The organism is Sphingomonas faeni, from assembly GCF_023195535.1.
GTDB classification, from domain to species: domain Bacteria; phylum Pseudomonadota; class Alphaproteobacteria; order Sphingomonadales; family Sphingomonadaceae; genus Sphingomonas; species Sphingomonas faeni_B.
Genome location: NZ_JALPNF010000003.1, coordinates 385,126 through 401,986, shown reverse-complemented (window position 1 = coordinate 401,986; position 16,861 = coordinate 385,126). Strand labels below are relative to the sequence as shown.

At 65.6% G+C, this 16,861-nt stretch carries 17 protein-coding genes; 13 read left to right on the top strand and 4 right to left on the bottom strand.

Annotated features, from left to right (window positions below):
• Nucleotides 1-108 precede the first annotated feature (108 nt).
• The 8 genes from miaB to SPHN_RS09075 all read left to right on the top strand — a co-directional run bounded on the left by miaB (nucleotide 109) and on the right by SPHN_RS09075 (nucleotide 9,398).
• The gene (gene miaB, locus SPHN_RS09110; RefSeq protein ID WP_248522830.1) at nucleotides 109-1,440 is read left to right on the top strand and encodes a tRNA (N6-isopentenyl adenosine(37)-C2)-methylthiotransferase MiaB; all 1,332 of its coding nucleotides are present in this window, start codon (nucleotides 109-111) and stop codon (nucleotides 1,438-1,440) included.
• A 427-nt stretch (nucleotides 1,441-1,867) separates the two neighbouring features.
• Nucleotides 1,868-2,872 (top strand): PhoH family protein, encoded by a 1,005-nt coding sequence (locus SPHN_RS09105; RefSeq protein WP_132737677.1) that lies wholly within the window; start codon nucleotides 1,868-1,870, stop codon nucleotides 2,870-2,872.
• A 50-nt stretch (nucleotides 2,873-2,922) separates the two neighbouring features.
• On the top strand, nucleotides 2,923-3,177 hold the full coding sequence (locus SPHN_RS09100; RefSeq protein ID WP_248522829.1) for a type II toxin-antitoxin system VapB family antitoxin: 255 nt from the start codon (nucleotides 2,923-2,925) through the stop codon (nucleotides 3,175-3,177).
• Nucleotides 3,174-3,569 (top strand): type II toxin-antitoxin system VapC family toxin, encoded by a 396-nt coding sequence (locus SPHN_RS09095; RefSeq protein WP_248522828.1) that lies wholly within the window; start codon nucleotides 3,174-3,176, stop codon nucleotides 3,567-3,569. The genes SPHN_RS09100 and SPHN_RS09095 overlap by 4 nt, the downstream gene beginning before the upstream one ends.
• Nucleotides 3,570-3,578: 9 nt before the next feature.
• Nucleotides 3,579-4,088, top strand: a complete 510-nt coding sequence (gene ybeY, locus SPHN_RS09090) for an rRNA maturation RNase YbeY (RefSeq protein ID WP_248522827.1) — start codon at nucleotides 3,579-3,581, stop codon at nucleotides 4,086-4,088.
• Nucleotides 4,089-4,096: 8 nt separating this feature from the next.
• Complete coding sequence (locus tag SPHN_RS09085) at nucleotides 4,097-4,996, top strand: hemolysin family protein (RefSeq protein ID WP_248522826.1); 900 nt, start codon at nucleotides 4,097-4,099, stop codon at nucleotides 4,994-4,996.
• A gap of 519 nt (nucleotides 4,997-5,515) precedes the next feature.
• Nucleotides 5,516-7,789, top strand: coding sequence for a catalase/peroxidase HPI (gene katG, locus SPHN_RS09080; RefSeq protein WP_432715067.1), 2,274 nt, complete (start codon nucleotides 5,516-5,518; stop codon nucleotides 7,787-7,789).
• 280 nt (nucleotides 7,790-8,069) lie between these two features.
• Nucleotides 8,070-9,398 carry a PQQ-dependent sugar dehydrogenase gene (locus SPHN_RS09075; RefSeq protein ID WP_248522825.1) on the top strand — a complete coding sequence of 443 codons (1,329 nt, stop codon included), beginning with the start codon at nucleotides 8,070-8,072 and terminating at the stop codon, nucleotides 9,396-9,398.
• Nucleotides 9,399-9,709: 311 nt separating this feature from the next.
• Here SPHN_RS09075 and SPHN_RS09070 read toward each other — a convergent pair whose 3' ends face one another.
• On the bottom strand, nucleotides 9,710-9,907 hold the full coding sequence (locus SPHN_RS09070) for a DUF2007 domain-containing protein (RefSeq protein ID WP_248522824.1): 198 nt from the start codon (nucleotides 9,905-9,907) through the stop codon (nucleotides 9,710-9,712).
• The gene (locus tag SPHN_RS09065) at nucleotides 9,904-10,464 is read right to left on the bottom strand and encodes a pyridoxamine 5'-phosphate oxidase family protein (RefSeq protein ID WP_248522823.1); all 561 of its coding nucleotides are present in this window, start codon (nucleotides 10,462-10,464) and stop codon (nucleotides 9,904-9,906) included. Before SPHN_RS09065 ends, SPHN_RS09070 begins: the two co-directional genes overlap by 4 nt.
• 49 nt (nucleotides 10,465-10,513) lie before the next feature.
• On the opposite strand from SPHN_RS09065, the gene SPHN_RS09060 reads away from it, so the two are divergent.
• Both SPHN_RS09060 and SPHN_RS09055 read left to right on the top strand, forming a co-directional pair.
• A complete protein-coding gene (locus tag SPHN_RS09060) occupies nucleotides 10,514-10,759 on the top strand; it encodes a type II toxin-antitoxin system CcdA family antitoxin (RefSeq protein ID WP_248522822.1) in 246 nt (81 codons plus the stop codon).
• Nucleotides 10,760-11,056, top strand: coding sequence for a CcdB family protein (locus SPHN_RS09055; RefSeq protein ID WP_248522821.1), 297 nt, complete (start codon nucleotides 10,760-10,762; stop codon nucleotides 11,054-11,056).
• On the opposite strand, the gene tldD is transcribed toward SPHN_RS09055, so the two are convergent.
• Both tldD and SPHN_RS09045 read right to left on the bottom strand, forming a co-directional pair.
• On the bottom strand, nucleotides 11,053-12,480 hold the full coding sequence (gene tldD, locus SPHN_RS09050) for a metalloprotease TldD (protein ID WP_248522820.1): 1,428 nt from the start codon (nucleotides 12,478-12,480) through the stop codon (nucleotides 11,053-11,055). The genes SPHN_RS09055 and tldD overlap by 4 nt on opposite strands.
• Nucleotides 12,481-12,498: 18 nt before the next feature.
• Complete coding sequence (locus SPHN_RS09045; protein WP_248522819.1) at nucleotides 12,499-12,732, bottom strand: zinc-finger domain-containing protein; 234 nt, start codon at nucleotides 12,730-12,732, stop codon at nucleotides 12,499-12,501.
• Between the two features lie 273 nt (nucleotides 12,733-13,005).
• Here SPHN_RS09045 and SPHN_RS09040 point away from each other — a divergent pair, with 273 nt between their 5' ends.
• The 3 genes from SPHN_RS09040 (at nucleotide 13,006) to SPHN_RS09030 (ending at nucleotide 16,749) form a co-directional block, all read left to right on the top strand.
• Entirely contained in the window at nucleotides 13,006-13,944 is a 939-nt protein-coding gene (locus tag SPHN_RS09040) for an ABC transporter ATP-binding protein (RefSeq protein WP_248522818.1), read from the top strand.
• Entirely contained in the window at nucleotides 13,941-15,518 is a 1,578-nt protein-coding gene (nadB, locus tag SPHN_RS09035; RefSeq protein WP_248522817.1) for an L-aspartate oxidase, read from the top strand. The genes SPHN_RS09040 and nadB overlap by 4 nt, the downstream gene beginning before the upstream one ends.
• 115 nt (nucleotides 15,519-15,633) lie before the next feature.
• Nucleotides 15,634-16,749, top strand: a complete 1,116-nt coding sequence (locus SPHN_RS09030; RefSeq protein WP_248522816.1) for a serine hydrolase — start codon at nucleotides 15,634-15,636, stop codon at nucleotides 16,747-16,749.
• Nucleotides 16,750-16,861 lie beyond the last annotated feature (112 nt).

Sequence of the window (16,861 nt, the reverse complement as noted above, 5' to 3'; positions counted from 1 at the left end):
GGCCTCCGCCGGGGCGGTGCTCCAGCAGCGCTACTCCAACGATGCTCGAATGGGCGCCCTAACAACGCCCCCTCCCCCCACACGCGGAAATTTGGTACGACCCCGCCCATGTCCCCTCCCAAAACCTTCCACGTAAAATCCTTCGGCTGCCAGATGAACGTCTACGACGGCGAGCGCATGGCCGAACTGATGGCCGCCCAGGGCCTCACCCAAGCAGACGCAGTCGACGCCGACGTCGTCGTCCTCAACACCTGCCACATCCGCGAACGCGCCACCGAAAAGGTCTATTCCGACATCGGCCGCCTCCGGAAGGACCAGCGTAAAAAGTCCGGCAAGACCCCAATGATCGCCGTCGCCGGCTGCGTCGCCCAAGCCGAGGGCGAGGAAATCTTCACCCGCGCCAAGGTCGACATTGTCGTCGGCCCGCAAGCCTATCACAACCTCCCCGACCTCGTCGCGAAGGCCGCCGCCGGCACGCCCTCGCTCGACACCGACATGCCGCTGCTGTCGAAGTTCGGCGCGCTCCCCGCCCGCCGGAAGGTCGCTCCCTCGGCGTTCCTGACCGTGCAGGAAGGCTGCGACAAATTCTGCACCTATTGCGTCGTACCCTACACGAGAGGTGCGGAGATCAGCCGGCCGTTCGCCGCCATCGTCGACGAAGCGAAGGCGCTGGTCGACGCCGGCGCGCGCGAGATCACGCTGCTCGGCCAGAACGTCAACGCCTGGTCCGAGAACGCCAATACTCCAGAGGGCCGCGGCCTACACGACCTGATCCGCGACCTCGACCGCATCCCCGGCCTCGCGCGCATCCGCTACACCACCAGCCACCCCAACGACATGACGCAGGGCCTGATCGACGCGCACCGCGACATCGAGAGCCTGATGCCGTTCCTCCATCTCCCCGTGCAGGCCGGCAGCGACCGAGTCCTGAAGGCGATGAACCGCAGCCACACCCGCGACTCCTACCTCCGCCTGCTCGACCGAGTCCGCGAAGTCCGCCCAGACATCGCGCTGTCCGGCGACTTCATCGTCGGCTTCCCCGGCGAGACCGACGCCGAGTTCGAGGACACGCTGAGCCTCGTCGACGCGGTCGGCTATGCGCAGGCGTACAGCTTCAAATACAGCCCCCGCCCCGGCACGCCTGCGGCGTCGATCGTCGAACAGGTCCCGGAATCGGTGATGGACGAACGCCTGCAACGCCTCCAGGCCGCGCTCAACCGCGACCAGCACGCCTTCAACGCCGCCACCGTCGGCCGCACTTGCACCGTCCTGCTCGAACGCACGGGCAAACTCCCCGGCCAGTTGATCGGCAAGTCCCCCTGGCTGCAGTCGGTCCACCTGCTCGGCAACCACGCGATCGGCGACCTGGTAGAGGTGACGCTCGCGGCAGCCGGCCCCAATTCCCTGACCGGCATCGAACGCATCGCCGAAGCCGCCTGACCCCGCTTGCGATCCTCCCCCGCAAGGGGGAGGTGGCAGGCACTTGCCTGACGAAGGGGAGGTAAGGTGTCACCGCTGTTTCGCGTGCCTCCCCCTCCGTCGCCTACGGCGCCACCTCCCCCTGGCGGGGGAGGATCGTGAGGAGCGCATTCAAGGCATGGCGGCAACACTCACGAGCCATCAAGCACCCCCCCCGCGATTTCGCTGTCCTACTCCCCGATCGCCTGTCACACTCGCCGCCGATGCAGCTTCGCCTACGCGACTTGAATCATCTCTCGGCCAGCGCTCCGGCGCGGCTTGAACGCGTCGCCCGCGATGCTCATCTCCGGTTCGACGACACCGCGATCGCACTGTGCGTTGGCCTAACCCGGCCTAACCTTCTTTTGCAAAAGCCCTTCTTTTCCAAGCCTGTCCCTGAAAGGACCGTATGAGCCGTAAACCCGTTCCCGCCCAGTCCGGTGACCGCGCCCGTGTCGAGCTGCTGTTCGACAAGCCCCAATTGCTCGTCCGACTCTTCGGCCAGTACGACCAGAACCTGGTAGCGCTTGAGAATCGCCTCGGCGTCTACATCACCGCACGAGGGAACAAGATCGGCCTGGAGGGCACCGCCGAACAGGTCGCCAAGGCGCGCGACGTGCTCCACGATCTCTACGCCCGCATCCAGCGCGGGGAGGACGTCGATACCGGCTTGGTCGATGCGTCGATCGCGATGGCCGACGAGCCCGTGCTCGAAGGCATTATCCGCGCCGATGCCGGCGGCGGCGGCGCCCCCCCGATCATGATCCGGACGCGTAAGAAGACGATCGTCCCGCGTACCCCCGCGCAGGCGCACTACATGCGCGAACTCGCCAACAACGACATGATCTTCGCACTCGGGCCGGCAGGGACGGGCAAGACCTACGTGGCCGTCGCGCAGGCGGTGCAGCAGCTCATCACCGGCAGCGTCCAGCGCCTGATCCTCTCGCGCCCCGCGGTCGAAGCCGGCGAACGTCTCGGCTTCCTCCCCGGCGACATGAAGGAGAAGGTCGATCCCTATCTCCGCCCGCTCTACGACGCGCTATACGACTGCCTCCCCGCGGAACAGGTCGAACGTCGCATCGCCAGCGGGGAGATCGAGGTCGCGCCGATCGCCTTCATGCGCGGCCGCACGCTGGCCGACGCCTTCGTCATCCTCGACGAAGCGCAGAACACCACCCCTGCGCAGATGAAGATGTTCCTGACGCGCTTCGGCCAGAACAGCCGCATGGTGATCTGCGGCGATCCCAAGCAGGTCGACATCCCCGGCGGCGTGGCGGCCTCGGGCCTGGCGGACGCCGTCACCCGGCTGGAGGGAGTGGAAAGCATCTCGATGTGCCGCTTCACCGTCGGCGACGTCGTCCGCCACCCGATCGTCGGCCGCGTCGTCGCCGCCTACGAAGGAACCGATGCTTGATGGTGGGGATATCCTGGAGTACATCTTCAGGATATCCCCGGAGTCGGACGATGGCATCGCTCTATATCAAGAACGCGGATACCGCGGATCTCGCACGTGAGGTGGCGGGCTTGCTCGGCACCAGCAAGACAGCAGCGGTCCACGACGCTCTCCTGCACCGCAAGCGTATGCTCGAGATGGAGAAGCGCGCGAGTATCCATGATCGGTTCGCGGCTTGGCGAGCGGCTCACCCGCTAGGCGAACCGACGGGGTTGGAAGCGGACAAGGCCTTCTACGATTCGCTCAACGACGAAGACGACGATTGATCGCGTTCCTGGACGCATCCGCAATGGTCGCGATCATGACGGGCGAGCCGGAAGCCTTCTCTCTCGAGAAGCGATACGGTCAGGCTGACGCGGTACTGTGCTCGGCGATGTCGCTATGGGAAACGGTCCGCGCAATAGCACGCAAGCGCAAGGTTCCCGTTGCCGTCGCGCACGCCGAAGTCGAGACGTTCATAGTCGACTTCGCACTCCGCCTTGTCCCGATCGGCGAGATCGAAACCCGGGAGGCCATCATGGCCCATGAACGCTACGGCAAAGGGAACCACCCCGCCAAGCTCAACATGGGCGATTGCTTCGCCTATGCCTGCGCAAAGACCAGTGGTGCGGAACTTCTCTACAAGGGTAATGATTTCGCCCAAACCGATCTCGCCTGAAGGACCTGCATGCTCGAAATCGCGCTCTCTTCCGATGCCCCCTGGCCTGAGCAGGACTGGGACGCGCTCGCCCTGCGCGCAGCGACCGCGGCCATCGAGCGGACTCCACATGGCGAGTTGCTGACCAGCGCCGCAACCGTCGAAATCTCGATCCGGCTCGCATCCGACGAAGAGGTCCACACGCTCAACAAACAGTACCGCCAGAAGGACAAGCCGACCAACGTCCTGTCCTTCCCGATGGTCCAGGCGGACCTGTTAGAGACGATCACCCAGAACTCCGACGACGGCGAGGTGCTGCTAGGCGACATCATCCTCGCGCACGGCGTCTGCGTGGCGGAAGCCGCCGAGCGCGGCATTTCTGTCGAGGATCATGCCATGCATCTGATGGTGCACGGCACGCTGCATCTGCTAGGCTATGACCATATCGACGACGACGAGGCCGAGGGTATGGAGCAGATCGAGCGTGATGCGCTCGCCGCGCTCGGCCTTCACGACCCTTATCTGATAAAAGAGGACTGACGACCACGATGGCCGATGGCCCCAATGCCGGTAACGGCGATAGTAGCGACAGTATCTGGCGCGGGCTCAAGGGCCTGATCTTCGGTAGCCAGGACGAATCTCTCCGCGACCAGCTCGAGGATGCGATCGATCGGCACGAAGGCGATCCCGCGCCCGACGCCAAGGGCGATCTCACGCCGCTAGAGCGCCAGATGGTCCGCAACCTGCTCCACTTCAGCGAGCGCGACGCCGGCGACGTCGGCGTGCCGCGCGCGGATATCATCGCGGTCGAGGAGGACACGCCGTTCGCGGATCTGGTTAAGCTGTTCGCCGAGGCTGGGCACAGCCGCCTGCCGGTATATCGCGACAACCTCGATACGATCATCGGCATGGTCCACATCAAGGACGTCTTCAACATCCTCGCGACCGGCGCCGAGCATCCCGCGTCGATCGCCGGGCTGATCCGCGAGCCGCTCTACGCGCCCATGTCGCGCGGGGCGCTTGATCTGCTCGCCGACATGCGGCAGAAGCATGTCCACCTGACGATCGTGCTCGACGAATATTCGGGCACGGAGGGCCTCGTCACGTTCGAGGACCTGATCGAGGAAATCGTCGGCGATATCGAGGACGAGCATGACGATGCGCCGCAGGTGTTGATGACGCCGATCGAAGGCGGTGCCTGGGATGTCGACGCGCGCGCCGAGCTGGAGGACGCCGCAGAACTGATCGACGCGCGACTGGCGGAGGTCGATGGCGATATCGACACGCTGGGCGGCTTGGCGGCGCTGCTCGCGGGCCATGTGCCGCAGGTCGGCGAATGCGTCGATCACCCCAGCGGCTGGAAGCTCGAAGTCATCGACGCCGACGAACGCCGCATCAACCGCCTCCGCCTGCATCCTCCGGTGGTGGCGATCGAGGACGACGACTGAGTTTTGACGTTTGAGGATAACTGACGGCCTTTAATGTTCCCCGTAATCCCGCCCCCCTTGCCGCAAACCCGCCCCTCTTCCTCATTCCGTATCGTCCCGTCATCCCAGCGAAAGCTGGGATATCATCGTATAGGCCACGTCGCCCGCAAAAACGGGGAGACCCCAGCTTTCGCTGGGGCGACGGGGCTTGGCGGGGGCGGCGGGGTTGTCTGGGCGACGGGGTTGTCTGGGCGGCGGGGTTGTCTGGGCGGCGGGGTTGTCTGGGCGGCGGGGTTGTCTGGGCGGCGGGGTTGTCTGGGCGACGGGCTTGGCTGGGTGCTGGGGTTGAAAGGCGGCAGAGTTGGCCGGACGACGGGGTTTGGCGAGAACGGTCCGTTGAAGATGGGCACCGCGCCCCCGTCAGCCGCTCCACCGCAGATATCACCCAACCGATCACTGCCGACGACGCAATCTATTTCCCCAATCAGTCCGCTGATGGCATATCGTCTCCAACTGAAAATGCGCCCGATTGGAGATGGTATGACCACCGAAGCAACCACCGCAGCCCCCGCTGCCGGACAATGCCCGATGCATGGCGGCTCGACCCACCAGGCCACCAACGAGCCCGGCAAGATGGATGGCCCCGCCGTCCTGTTCGAGATGACCAACCGCACCTGGTGGCCAAACCAGCTCAACGTCTCGGTCCTCCACCAGAATCCGCCGGCCGGAGATCCGATGGGCGACGACTTCGACTATGCCGAGGCGTTCAAGTCCCTCGATCTTGCCGCGGTGAAGGCCGACATCGTCGCGCTGATGACCGACTCGCAGGAGTGGTGGCCAGCCGATTTCGGGCATTACGGTCCGCTCTTCATCCGCATGGCGTGGCACGCTGCGGGCACCTACCGCATCGGTGACGGCCGTGGTGGCGCAGGCGCGGGTCAGCAGCGGTTCGCGCCGCTGAACTCGTGGCCGGACAACGCCAACCTCGACAAGGCCCGCATGCTGCTGTGGCCGATCAAGGAGAAGTACGGCCGCAGCCTCTCCTGGGCCGATCTACTCGTACTCACCGGCAATTGCGCACTCGAATCAATGGGCTTCCAGACCGCAGGGTTCGCCGGCGGCCGCATCGACGTGTGGGAGCCAGCGACTGACGTGAACTGGGGCGCCGAGCGCGAGTGGCTCGCCGACGAGCGCTATTCGGGCGACCGCGACCTCGCGCACCCGCTCGCCGCGGTCCAGATGGGTCTGATCTACGTCAATCCCGAGGGCCCGAACGGCAACCCCGATCCGATGGGCTCGGCACGCGATATCCGCGAGACGTTCGGCCGCATGGCGATGAACGACGAGGAGACGGTCGCGCTGATCGCCGGTGGCCACACCTTCGGCAAGACGCACGGCGCCGCCGAGCCGGAGCCCTATATCGGGCCTGAGCCGGAAGGCGCGAGCATCGAGATGCAGGGGATGGGCTGGGCAAACAGCTACGGCAAGGGCAACGCCGGCGACACGATCACCAGCGGCCTCGAAGTCATCTGGACGCAGGAGCCCACCAAGTGGACCAACCTGTATTTCGAAAACTTGTTCGGCCACGAGTGGGAGCTGACCAAGAGCCCCGCCGGTGCGCACCAGTGGATCGCCAAGGACGCCGCCGAGGACGTGCCCGATGCGCATGACCCGTCGAAGAAGCATCGCCCGACGATGCTGACCAGCGACATCGCGCTCCGCGTCGACCCGGCCTACGAGAAGATCTCGCGCCGCTTCCACGAGAATCCGGACGAGTTCGCCAAGGCATTCGCCGAGGCCTGGTACAAGCTGACGCACCGCGACATGGGCCCCTACCCGCTGCTGCTGGGTCCGGAAGTGCCGGCAGAGCCCCGCATCTGGCAGGATCCCGTCCCCGCTGCCGAAGGCGAGCCGCTGTCCGACGCCGATATCGCGGCGCTGAAGGCGAAGATTCTCGACTCGGGCCTGGCGATCTCGCGTCTGGTGAAGACGGCGTTCGCGTCGGCCTCGACCTATCGCGGCACCGACAAGCGTGGTGGTGCGAACGGCGCCCGCATCCGTCTGGCGCCACAGAAGGACTGGGCGGTCAACGAGCCGGCCGAGCTGGCGCAGGCGCTCTCGACGTACGAGAGCATCCAGCGCGACTTCGCAGGCAGCGGCAAGACCGTATCGCTTGCCGACCTGATCGTGCTCGGCGGCAATGCCGGCATCGAAGCCGCGGCGAAGAAGGCTGGTCACGAGCTTACCGTGCCGTTCACCCCGGGCCGTACCGATGCGTCGCAGGAGCAGACCGATGCGCTGTCGTTCGCCCCGCTCGAGCCGCGCACCGATGCGTTCCGCAACTATGTCGGCGAGACGTCGGTCTATTCGGCCGAAGAGCTGATGGTCGACCGCGCGCATCTGATGGGCCTCAACGCCCCTGAAATGACGGTGCTGATCGGCGGCCTGCGCGTGCTGGGCGCCAATCACGGCGACTCGAAGCTCGGCGTGTTCACCGATCGTCCCGAGACGCTGACCAACGACTTCTTCCGCAATCTCCTGCGGACGAGCTTCACGGCAAAGTGGACCGCGACCGGCGAGGGCGTGTTCGAAGCCCGCGACCGCAAGACCGGCGAGACGCTGTGGACGGGCAGCCGCGTCGATCTGGTGTTCGGCTCGAACTCGCAGCTGCGGGCACTGGCCGAAGTCTATGCCGCAGACGACGCGAGCGAGAAGTTCGCGAGCGCCTTCGTGAAGGCCTGGAACAAGGTGATGAACGCCGACCGCTTCGACCTTGCCAAGGTCCGTGCGGAGCAGGATGCCGCGATCTCGTAAGCGACGTTTGGTTGATTAGAGGGCCGCTAGCAGCAATGCCGGCGGCCCTTTTTTTGTGCTCTGATCCGGTCTCCGACCGATCCCGCCATCCCCACTCTCCCGTCATCCTACCCCCCTCCCCGTGATCCCACGCCTACCCGTCATCCCAGCGAAAGCTGGGATCTCAATGAGGCGGATGCTGCGGCCCGAACTGAGAGATCCCAGCTTTCGCTGGGATGACGATCCTGGCGAGGATCACGCCGGGATTGCCCCCGCCCCGCCGCCCCCCTAATCTCCCCCCATGCGCAAACACATCCTCATCGTCCTGGGCCTGATCCTGCTCGTGATCGCCGCTGGCGTCACCTATCTCGCCTGGCCCGACACGGCGAAATTGCCGGTCGATCAGGTCACCGGCAAGCTGCCCAAGATCACCGACCCCCGCATCCAGACGATCCCGACCGTCAAGGTCGCCAAGGTCGTCGGCTGGCAGAACGGCGCGATGCCCACGCCCGCCGCAGGGCTGGCGGTGAAGCCGTTCGCGACTGGCCTCGATCACCCGCGCTGGATGTACCGTCTGCCTAATGGCGACGTGCTGGTCGCCGAGACGAACTCGCCTCCGCGCGAAGGTGGCGGGATCACCGGCTGGGTGATGAAGGTGCTGATGGGCCGCGCCGGCGCCGGCGTGCCGTCCGCGAACCGCATCACGCTGCTCCGCGACGCGAACGGCGACGGGGTGGCGGAGACGAAGTCGGTGTTCATGACCGGTCTCAACTCGCCGTTCGGCATGACGCTGCTCGACGGCCAGCTCTACATCGGCAACACCGACGCGCTCGTCCGCGTGCCCTATACCGACGGCGCGACGAAGATCACCGCCAAGCCCGAACTCGTCATCAAGCTCAACCCCGGCGGCAATCACTGGGCGCGCAACGTCATCACCGCAGCCGACGGCAAGACTCTCTATGTCGGTGTCGGATCGTCCTCGAACATTGCCGAGAACGGCATGGACGCCGAGAAATACCGTGCCAACATCCTGCAGGTCTGGCCGAAGGACAAGAACTGGCGGATCTACGCCGCCGGCCTGCGCAATCCCAACGGCATGGCGATCAACCCCAGGTCCGGCGGCCTGTGGACCGTCGTCAACGAGCGCGATCAGCTCGGCTCCGATCTTGCGCCCGATTACCTGACGCAAGTCGAGTTCGGCGATAATTTCGGCTGGCCCTGGTATTATTGGGGCGGCTATCCCGACAGCCGCGTCGAGCCGAAGAACCCCGCACTCCAGCAATATTCGAAGCGCCCCGACTACGCGCTCGGGCCGCACGTCGCCGCGCTCGGCCTGACCTTCTCGGCCGACGCCAAGCTCGGCGACCGCTTCACCAACGGCGCATTCGTCGGCGAGCACGGCTCGTGGAACCGCAAGCCGGTATCGGGCTACAAGGTCGTCTATATCCCGTTCGGCGACACCGGCTTCCCGGCGGCAAACGTGAAGCCGGTCGAAGTGCTGGGCGGGTTCCTCAACAAGGACGGCGACGCACAGGGCCGCCCGGTCGGCGTCATCACCGACGAGACCGGCGGTCTGCTGGTCGCCGACGACGTCGGCAACGTCATCTGGCGGGTCAGCGCGGGAGGCTGATCTTGGCGGGGGTACGCGACGCCCAGTTGGTCAGTCTGTCACCCCTGACGTGTTCTGTGCCTATCCCCTTCAAGTAAGGGCCGGTTGACCTTCGTACGGTACCCTGCCCTTCCTTGTTCTCCCGCGAAGGCGGGAGCCCAGTCTGGATCCCCGCCTTCGCAGGGAAACACGTCTTCTTGATTGAATGGCAAGCCGCCGACGTGCTGGAGGGAACCAGGATTCCGTAAACTCGAACTCGTCGCGGGCGCAGCATCGTGGACGCCGGGACGAGGCTCTCCCGGGCGTAGCCGAAGGGCCCGCATGAAAAATGGTCAGTCCGGGAGAATGTCTCTTGCGGCCACAAGATCTTCCTCGTCGACCATGACGCGCACCGGGATCAGCAGCCAGCTCCCCTCCATGATCGACATCCCCCCGTCGAACGCGACCGCGGGGATACCTTCGCTCTCGAGGCGCCCGACGATAATATGCGCTTCGTTCCGGCCGTACCGCCCCAGTTCGACCAGGCTCATGCGCCGACACGGTCCGGCAGGACGGTCCCAAGCCGCACCGGCAACCCGTCGATGCTCGCGGTCGGCCCCGCCAGCTCCTCGATCCGTTCGGCCTCGGTTTGCCGGGCATGATATTTCGACAGCGTCTGCCGCTCGCGGTCCAGTGTCATGAAGGGCACGCCCCAGCCGCAACTCGTCTGAATTTCATCGACATCGATCACGAAAATCTGTCGCGTGCCGGGTAGCGGCGTGAACCGGGCAAAGAGGTCCGCCCACCCCTCGTCCTGCGGCAGCACGGCACGGCCCTTGCCATAGATCCGGAAGATCAGCGCCGGCTGGTCGAACGCGCAGAACATGATCGTGATGCGCCCGTCCGCGCCCAGATGCGCGTTCGTCTCGTTCCCCGACCCACCGACGTCGAGATACGCGACCGTCTTCGCATCGAGCACGCGGAAACTGTCCATGCCCTTGGGACTAAGATTGATCCGCGCGCCCTCGGCCGCCGTCGCGACGAAGAACACCGGCTGCCGGTCAACGAACGCACGATGCTCGTCGGTGAGCGCGGGGAAGAATTCCATCGGTTGGCTCCGAATTGACGCGCAAGGATCATGCGCATAGATCTGTGCAATGAAACACGATGACATAGCTTCGAGCAAACGCCGCCCCGTCAACATGTCGATCGATACCGGCATCGTGGCGGCAGCGAAAGAAGCAGGTGTCAACATGTCGCGCGTCACGGAGGCTGCGCTTCGCGCGGCGATCAAGACCGAGCGTGAGCGACGATGGAAGGACGAGAACCGAGAGTGGATCGAAGCGCATAATCGCTGGATCGACGAGAATGGAATTCCGCTGTCTGGTCTCGAGACGCTCTAAATGGCACAGTTCGATGTCTATGCGATCGAAGGTCACGGCCTCGTCGTCGATTGCCAAAGCGATCTTCTGAGCGACTTGCGCTCGCGGGTCGTAGCTCCACTACGCGAACCCGACGAACCGTCTGTATCCAAGTCCCGCCTCAACCCTCTCGTGACGATGGACCGAACGGAATACCGGGTAGCGATCCAGTTTCTGCGCGCGGTCGATGATCGACGACTGCGCGAAAAAGTAGGTTCGCTGCTCAACTATGAATACGATCTCAAGGCCGCGATCGACATGGTGGTCAGCGGCCTTTAAGCCGCCGTCCCGCCGACCGTGAGCCCGTCGACCAGCAACGTCGGTTGCCCCACGCCGGCCGGGACCGACTGCCCGCCCTTTCCACACATCCCGATTCCCTCGTCGAGCGCAAAGTCGTTGCCGATCCCGCGCACCTTGGTCAGCGAGCTCGGCCCGTCGCCGATCAACGTCGCGCCCTTGATCGGTGCGCCGAGCTTGCCGTCCTCGATCAGATACGCCTCGGTGCAGCTGAACACGAACTTGCCCGAGACGATATCAACCTGCCCGCCGCCGAACGCTTTGGCGAAGATGCCCTTCTTGACGCGCGACAGAAGCTCGGCCGGATCGTCGTTGCCCGCCTTCATGAAGGTGTTCGTCATCCGCGGCATCGGCGCGTGCGCGTAGCTCTCGCGGCGGCCATTGCCGGTCGCCTCGACACCCATCAGCCGCGCGTTGAGCCGGTCCTGCATATAGCCCTTGAGGATGCCGTCCTCGATCAGCACGGTCTCGCGCGTCGGCGTGCCCTCGTCGTCGATCGTCAGCGACCCGCGGCGATCCTGGAGCGAGCCATCGTCGACCACCGTCACGCCCTCGGCCGCGACTCGCTCGCCGATGCGGCCGGAGAAGGCCGACGTGCCCTTGCGGTTGAAATCGCCTTCCAGCCCGTGACCGATCGCCTCGTGCAACAGGATGCCGGGCCAGCCGCTACCGAGCAGCACGGTCATCTCGCCGGCCGGCGCCGCGATCGATTCGAGGTTCACCAAGGCCTGTGACAGAGCCTCGTCGATCGCGCGGTTGTACGTCGCAGGCTCGAACAGGTCGTTATAGAGATAGCGACCGCCAATCCCGTAGCTCCCCGTCTCCCGGCGCCCGTTCTGCTCGGCGACGATCGAAACGTTGAGACGCACCAACGGCCGCACGTCGGTCGCGACGAAACCGTCGGCACGAACGATCTCGACCACCGACCATGTGCCCGACAGGCTTACCGACACCTGCGCGACGCGCGGATCTCGGGCGCGCGCGGCGGCATCGATCGTCTGGCACAAATTCACCTTGTCTGCGAACGGGACGAGGTCGAGCGGGTCGACGGCGGTATAGCGGCGCTGGTTCGTGCCCTGTGGCGGGCCCGCCTTTGCCACGACGCCAGGTTCGATCAGCGCCATCGTTTCGGCGGCGCGGCGGATCGCGGCGGGGGTCATCTCGTTGGAATGCGCGAACGCGGTCATTTCACCCGAGACAGCGCGAAGGCCAAACCCCGAGCTCGTATCGTAGGAGGCGGTCTTCAGCCGGCCGTCGTCGAAGCCGAACGCCTCGGCCTTGCGATATTGCAGGTACAGCTCGCCGTCATCGGCCTTGCCGAGCGCCTTGGCGGTCAGGGCCTGCGCCTGTTCGGGGTCGAGCGTATCGCGGTAGAGGAACGAACGGGGGTCTGCTGCTATCGTCATCCGATAGATATAAGCGGCTTAGCGCCCTGCGCCATCCCCGTGATCGCGCAATGTCGACTGGTCCGCGCCATCGGCCGTGCCGCCGACGAGGATGAAACGCCGGTCGCAATAGCCGCAATCGACATAGCCGGTCTCGTCGATCTGCAACCACACGCGCGGATGGCCGAGCGCTGCACCGCCGGGAATGTCGGTGGCGCCGTCGCAGGCGACGCGAGCGTGGGTGACGCGGGTGGTTTCGAGCGGCGGATGCATGAGGGGGCGATAGCAAGGGTGCGCCGGCCGGGCAATTGCTTCTTCGGCGTGGGCTAGAAGGAAGAATGGGTTCACGCGGAGGCGCGGAGACGCGGAGGTGTTACGCTTGTCGCAAAGCGACCTTCCGATCATCTACGGCGAAACAGACAGTTGCGTCTCCCGACCGACAGGCTGGATGCAACACCTCCGCGTCTCCGCGTCTCCGCGCGAACAAATCTTCTTTGCCACGCCCGAGGGGATGACCAGCCCGCGACGCCCCGCTATGCCGCTGGCATGACCGAAGCCGCGATCGCCATCAAGAACCTCTGCAAGACCTACGCGCCCGTCGGCACGGCGCCGCCGAAACGCGCGCTCGACGATGTGACGTTCGATATCCCCCGCGGCCAGATCTTCGGGCTGCTCGGCCCCAACGGCGCGGGCAAGTCGACGCTCATCAACATCCTCGCCGGCCTCGTCAACAAGACCGACGGCAGCGCCGCGATCTGGGGCTTCGACATCGACGAGCACCCGCGCAACGCCAAGGCGTCGATCGGAATCGTCAACCAGGAGATCCTGTTCGACCCCTTCTTCTCGCCGTTCGAGACGCTGGAGATCCAGGCCGGGCTCTACGGCGTCCCCAAGGCAAAGCGCCGCACGATGGAACTGCTCCGCGCGGTGCACCTCGAGGACAAGGCGCACGCGTATGCCCGCACGCTGTCGGGCGGCATGAAGCGCCGCCTGATGGTGGCCAAAGCGATGGTCCACTCACCCCCCGTCCTGGTCCTCGACGAGCCGACCGCGGGCGTCGACATCGAACTCCGCCAACAGCTCTGGACCTATGTCCGCAGCCTCAACCAGGCCGGGGTGACCGTCGTCCTCACCACGCATTATCTCGAGGAAGCCGAAGAACTCTGCGACCGGATCGCGATCATCAACAACGGTCGCCTGATCGCCAACGAACCCACGCGCGAACTGGTCGGCAAGGCGCAGGAAAAGATCGTCGCCGTCACCGTCGACCGCGACGTGACCGATATCCCCGCCAACGCCTGCTTCCAGAAGATCACGCTGATGGGCAATCGCACGCTCGAAATCACCTACAAGAAAGACCGCGTGAACGCTGGCGAAGTCCTGGCGGCAATCCAGTCCAACGGCTTCGGCATCGTCGACGTCTCGACCAAGGAGCCCGATCTGGAAGACGTCTTCCTCAGCCTGACTCGCGCCGCCAACGCATGAACAGCGACATCCTGATCGTCGGCTCGGGCGCCGCAGGTCTTACCGCCGCGCTCAACCTCGCCGACCGCTTCAAGGTCACCGTGCTCGCCAAGGGCGCGCTGAACGAAGGCTCGACCGCCTGGGCGCAAGGCGGGATCGCCGCCGTGCTCGAGCCCGGCGACACGTTCGAGAACCATGTCGAGGACACGATGGTCGCAGGCGCCGGTCTCAACGACCGCGCGGTCGTCGAGATGGTCGTCGAAGGCGCGCCCGCCGCAATCGAGCGCCTGACGCATCTCGGCGTGCCGTTCGAGACCGAAGGCAACGCGCTGCACCTCACACGCGAAGGCGGCCACTCGCACCGCCGCATAGTCCACGTCGCAGACGCGACCGGCTGGGCGGTCCAGGAGGCGCTCCAGAAAGCCGCCGAAGCGCATCCGAACATCACCCTCGTCCCCGACCAGATCGCGATCGACCTCGCTACCGGCCGTCACGAGCAACGCTATTCGGGTGCCGGCAATGTCTGGGGGGTCTACGCGGTCGACCGCAAGACCGAGCGGGTCGCGCTCTACACCGCGCGCGCGACGATCCTCGCGACCGGCGGCGCCGGCCGCACATATCTGTTCTCGACCGCACCCCGCGGCGCGACCGGAGACGGCATCGCGATGGCATGGCGGGCGGGGGCGCGGGTCTCGAACATGGAGATGATGCAGTTCCACCCGACCTGCCTCTACAATCTGGAGGTCAAGAATTTCCTGATCACCGAGGCAGTGCGGGGCGAAGGCGGGCGCTTGATCAACCCGTCGACCGGCAAGCGCTTCATGACCTATTACGACCCCGCGCGGATGGAACTGGCGCCGCGCGATATCGTCGCGCGTGCGATAGATGCCGAGATCAAGCGCTACGGCCTCGATTACGTCCATCTCGACATCAGCCACATGCCCGCCGAATTCATCCGGCATCACTTCCCGAACATCCACGAGAAGCTGCTGACGGTAGGCATCGACATGACGACCCAGCCGATTCCAGTCGTTCCCGCGCAGCACTATACCTGCGGCGGGATCGTCATCGACGAACATGGCAAGACCGACCTTCCCGGCCTGTACGCCGCCGGCGAGTGCACCGAATCCGGCCTGCACGGCGCCAACCGCCTCGCGTCCAATTCGCTGCTCGAATGCTTCGTGTTCGGCGAGGCGGCGGCGGACAACATCGCGGCGAACTGGGACAAGTTACCCCCGCCCCCGCCAATCCGCCCCTGGGACGAAAGCCGCGTCACGGATTCGGACGAAGAGGTCGTCATCAAGCAGACCTGGACCGAAATCCGCCGTTTCATGTGGAATTACGTCGGCATCGTCCGCACCACGAAACGGCTCGAACGCGCCAAGCACCGCATCGAATTGCTCAACGACGAGGTCGCGGAATATTACCAGCATTTCCGCGTCACCCCCGACCTGATCGAGTTGCGCAACCTGCTCCAGACCGCCGAACTGATCGTACGGTCCGCGCTGCACCGGCACGAAAGCCGCGGGCTGCATTTCACGCTCGATTATCCCGGAACGCTGCCCGACGCGGTCGATACGGTTCTCGTTCCCTGACATGGGGGCGGCTTGGCGCACGGTCGGCGCGCTTCGTCGCAGCGGGGAACAGGCGCTGTTTCCCGCGCCGGATCAACGGATAAGGGTCGCTGCTCCAGTGCAGGGCGTTCAATCCATGATGACATCGGCGAGTGCGTTCAAGCGGCTTCTGGCAACCACTCTCTTCGGCGTGGCGCTCGCTGGATGCGGATCGGCGTCGCGGCCGAGCCCACCGGCGGTCACCCCGATGCAGCAGGCCGGGGGGGTCGTCTCGATCCCGGTGCCGCCGCCACTGCCGCGGACCCCGCGCCCCGCGCCCGCCAGCCTGATCAACGCGATCTCCGAATTGCAGAGCGGCTTCCAGGGCAAGGCCGGCATCGCCGTCCGCGCGGTCGACGATGGCTGGACGGTCGAGGCCGGGGGGCGCCAGTTGCTGCCGCAACAGTCGGTCAGCAAGCTGTGGGTCGCGCTCACCGTCATGGACCTGCGCGATCAGGGCAAGATCCGCCTAGACGAACCGATCGTCGTCCGCCCGCAAGACCTGACGCTGTTCCACCAGCCGATCGCGATCCTGGTGAAGGGCGATGGCTATCGCACGACCGTCGGCGCACTGCTGACCCGCGCGCTAACGCATAGCGACAATACCGCGAACGACCGGTTGCTCACGCGGGTCGGCGGGCCGTCCGCGGTGCGGTCGATGATCGCGCGGAAACAGCTTGGTGCGATCCGGTTCGGGCCGGGCGAGCGACTGTTGCAGAGCGGCACGGCGGGGCTGGTCTGGCAGCCCTCCTATGCGGTCAACGGCGGCTTCATGACGGCGCGCAATCGGCTGTCGCCGGCCGTGCGCGAGGCTGCGATGAACGCGTATGTCCGCAATCCGCCCGATGGCGCCGCCCCGATCGCGATCGCCGATGCGATTGCCCGGCTGGCGAAGGGCGATATCTTGTCCGAAACCTCGACCAAGATCCTGCTCGACACGATGGGACGTTCGGTCACCGGCCGCGCCCGCCTGCGCGCCGCGCTCCCCGGCGGCTGGGAGATCGCGCACAAGACCGGCACCGGCCAGGACCTCGGGCGACGCAATGCGGGGTTCAACGACGTCGGCCTGCTGACCGCGCCGGATGGGCGTCGCTATGCGATCGCGGTGATGATCGGCGATACGATCCGGCCGATGCCGGAGCGGCAGAAGCTGATCCAGGCGGCCGCGGCGGCGGTGGCGAAGTACGCCGGGACCACGCGGGCTCTTAGTTAAAGCACGGCGGCGGTATCGGGCGGAAGCCTAGGCCCTGCCGTCATCCTGACGAAAGTCAGGACCCAGAGCCAAATGCGGTATCGCCCGCAATTCTGGGTCCTGACTTTCGTCA

Coding starts and splice junctions, on each gene's coding strand:
- SPHN_RS09070 (WP_248522824.1), bottom strand. CDS start 9,907: ATGAGCCTGGTCGAACTGGGGCGGTACGGCCGGAACGAAGCGCATATT.
- SPHN_RS09040 (WP_248522818.1), top strand. CDS start 13,006: ATGACCGAAGCCGCGATCGCCATCAAGAACCTCTGCAAGACCTACGCG.
- katG (WP_432715067.1), top strand. CDS start 5,516: ATGACCACCGAAGCAACCACCGCAGCCCCCGCTGCCGGACAATGCCCG.
- SPHN_RS09045 (WP_248522819.1), bottom strand. CDS start 12,732: ATGCATCCGCCGCTCGAAACCACCCGCGTCACCCACGCTCGCGTCGCC.
- nadB (WP_248522817.1), top strand. CDS start 13,941: ATGAACAGCGACATCCTGATCGTCGGCTCGGGCGCCGCAGGTCTTACC.
- ybeY (WP_248522827.1), top strand. CDS start 3,579: ATGCTCGAAATCGCGCTCTCTTCCGATGCCCCCTGGCCTGAGCAGGAC.
- miaB (WP_248522830.1), top strand. CDS start 109: ATGTCCCCTCCCAAAACCTTCCACGTAAAATCCTTCGGCTGCCAGATG.
- SPHN_RS09105 (WP_132737677.1), top strand. CDS start 1,868: ATGAGCCGTAAACCCGTTCCCGCCCAGTCCGGTGACCGCGCCCGTGTC.
- SPHN_RS09060 (WP_248522822.1), top strand. CDS start 10,514: ATGAAACACGATGACATAGCTTCGAGCAAACGCCGCCCCGTCAACATG.
- SPHN_RS09055 (WP_248522821.1), top strand. CDS start 10,760: ATGGCACAGTTCGATGTCTATGCGATCGAAGGTCACGGCCTCGTCGTC.
- SPHN_RS09085 (WP_248522826.1), top strand. CDS start 4,097: ATGGCCGATGGCCCCAATGCCGGTAACGGCGATAGTAGCGACAGTATC.
- tldD (WP_248522820.1), bottom strand. CDS start 12,480: ATGACGATAGCAGCAGACCCCCGTTCGTTCCTCTACCGCGATACGCTC.
- SPHN_RS09100 (WP_248522829.1), top strand. CDS start 2,923: ATGGCATCGCTCTATATCAAGAACGCGGATACCGCGGATCTCGCACGT.
- SPHN_RS09065 (WP_248522823.1), bottom strand. CDS start 10,464: ATGGAATTCTTCCCCGCGCTCACCGACGAGCATCGTGCGTTCGTTGAC.
- SPHN_RS09030 (WP_248522816.1), top strand. CDS start 15,634: ATGATGACATCGGCGAGTGCGTTCAAGCGGCTTCTGGCAACCACTCTC.
- SPHN_RS09075 (WP_248522825.1), top strand. CDS start 8,070: ATGCGCAAACACATCCTCATCGTCCTGGGCCTGATCCTGCTCGTGATC.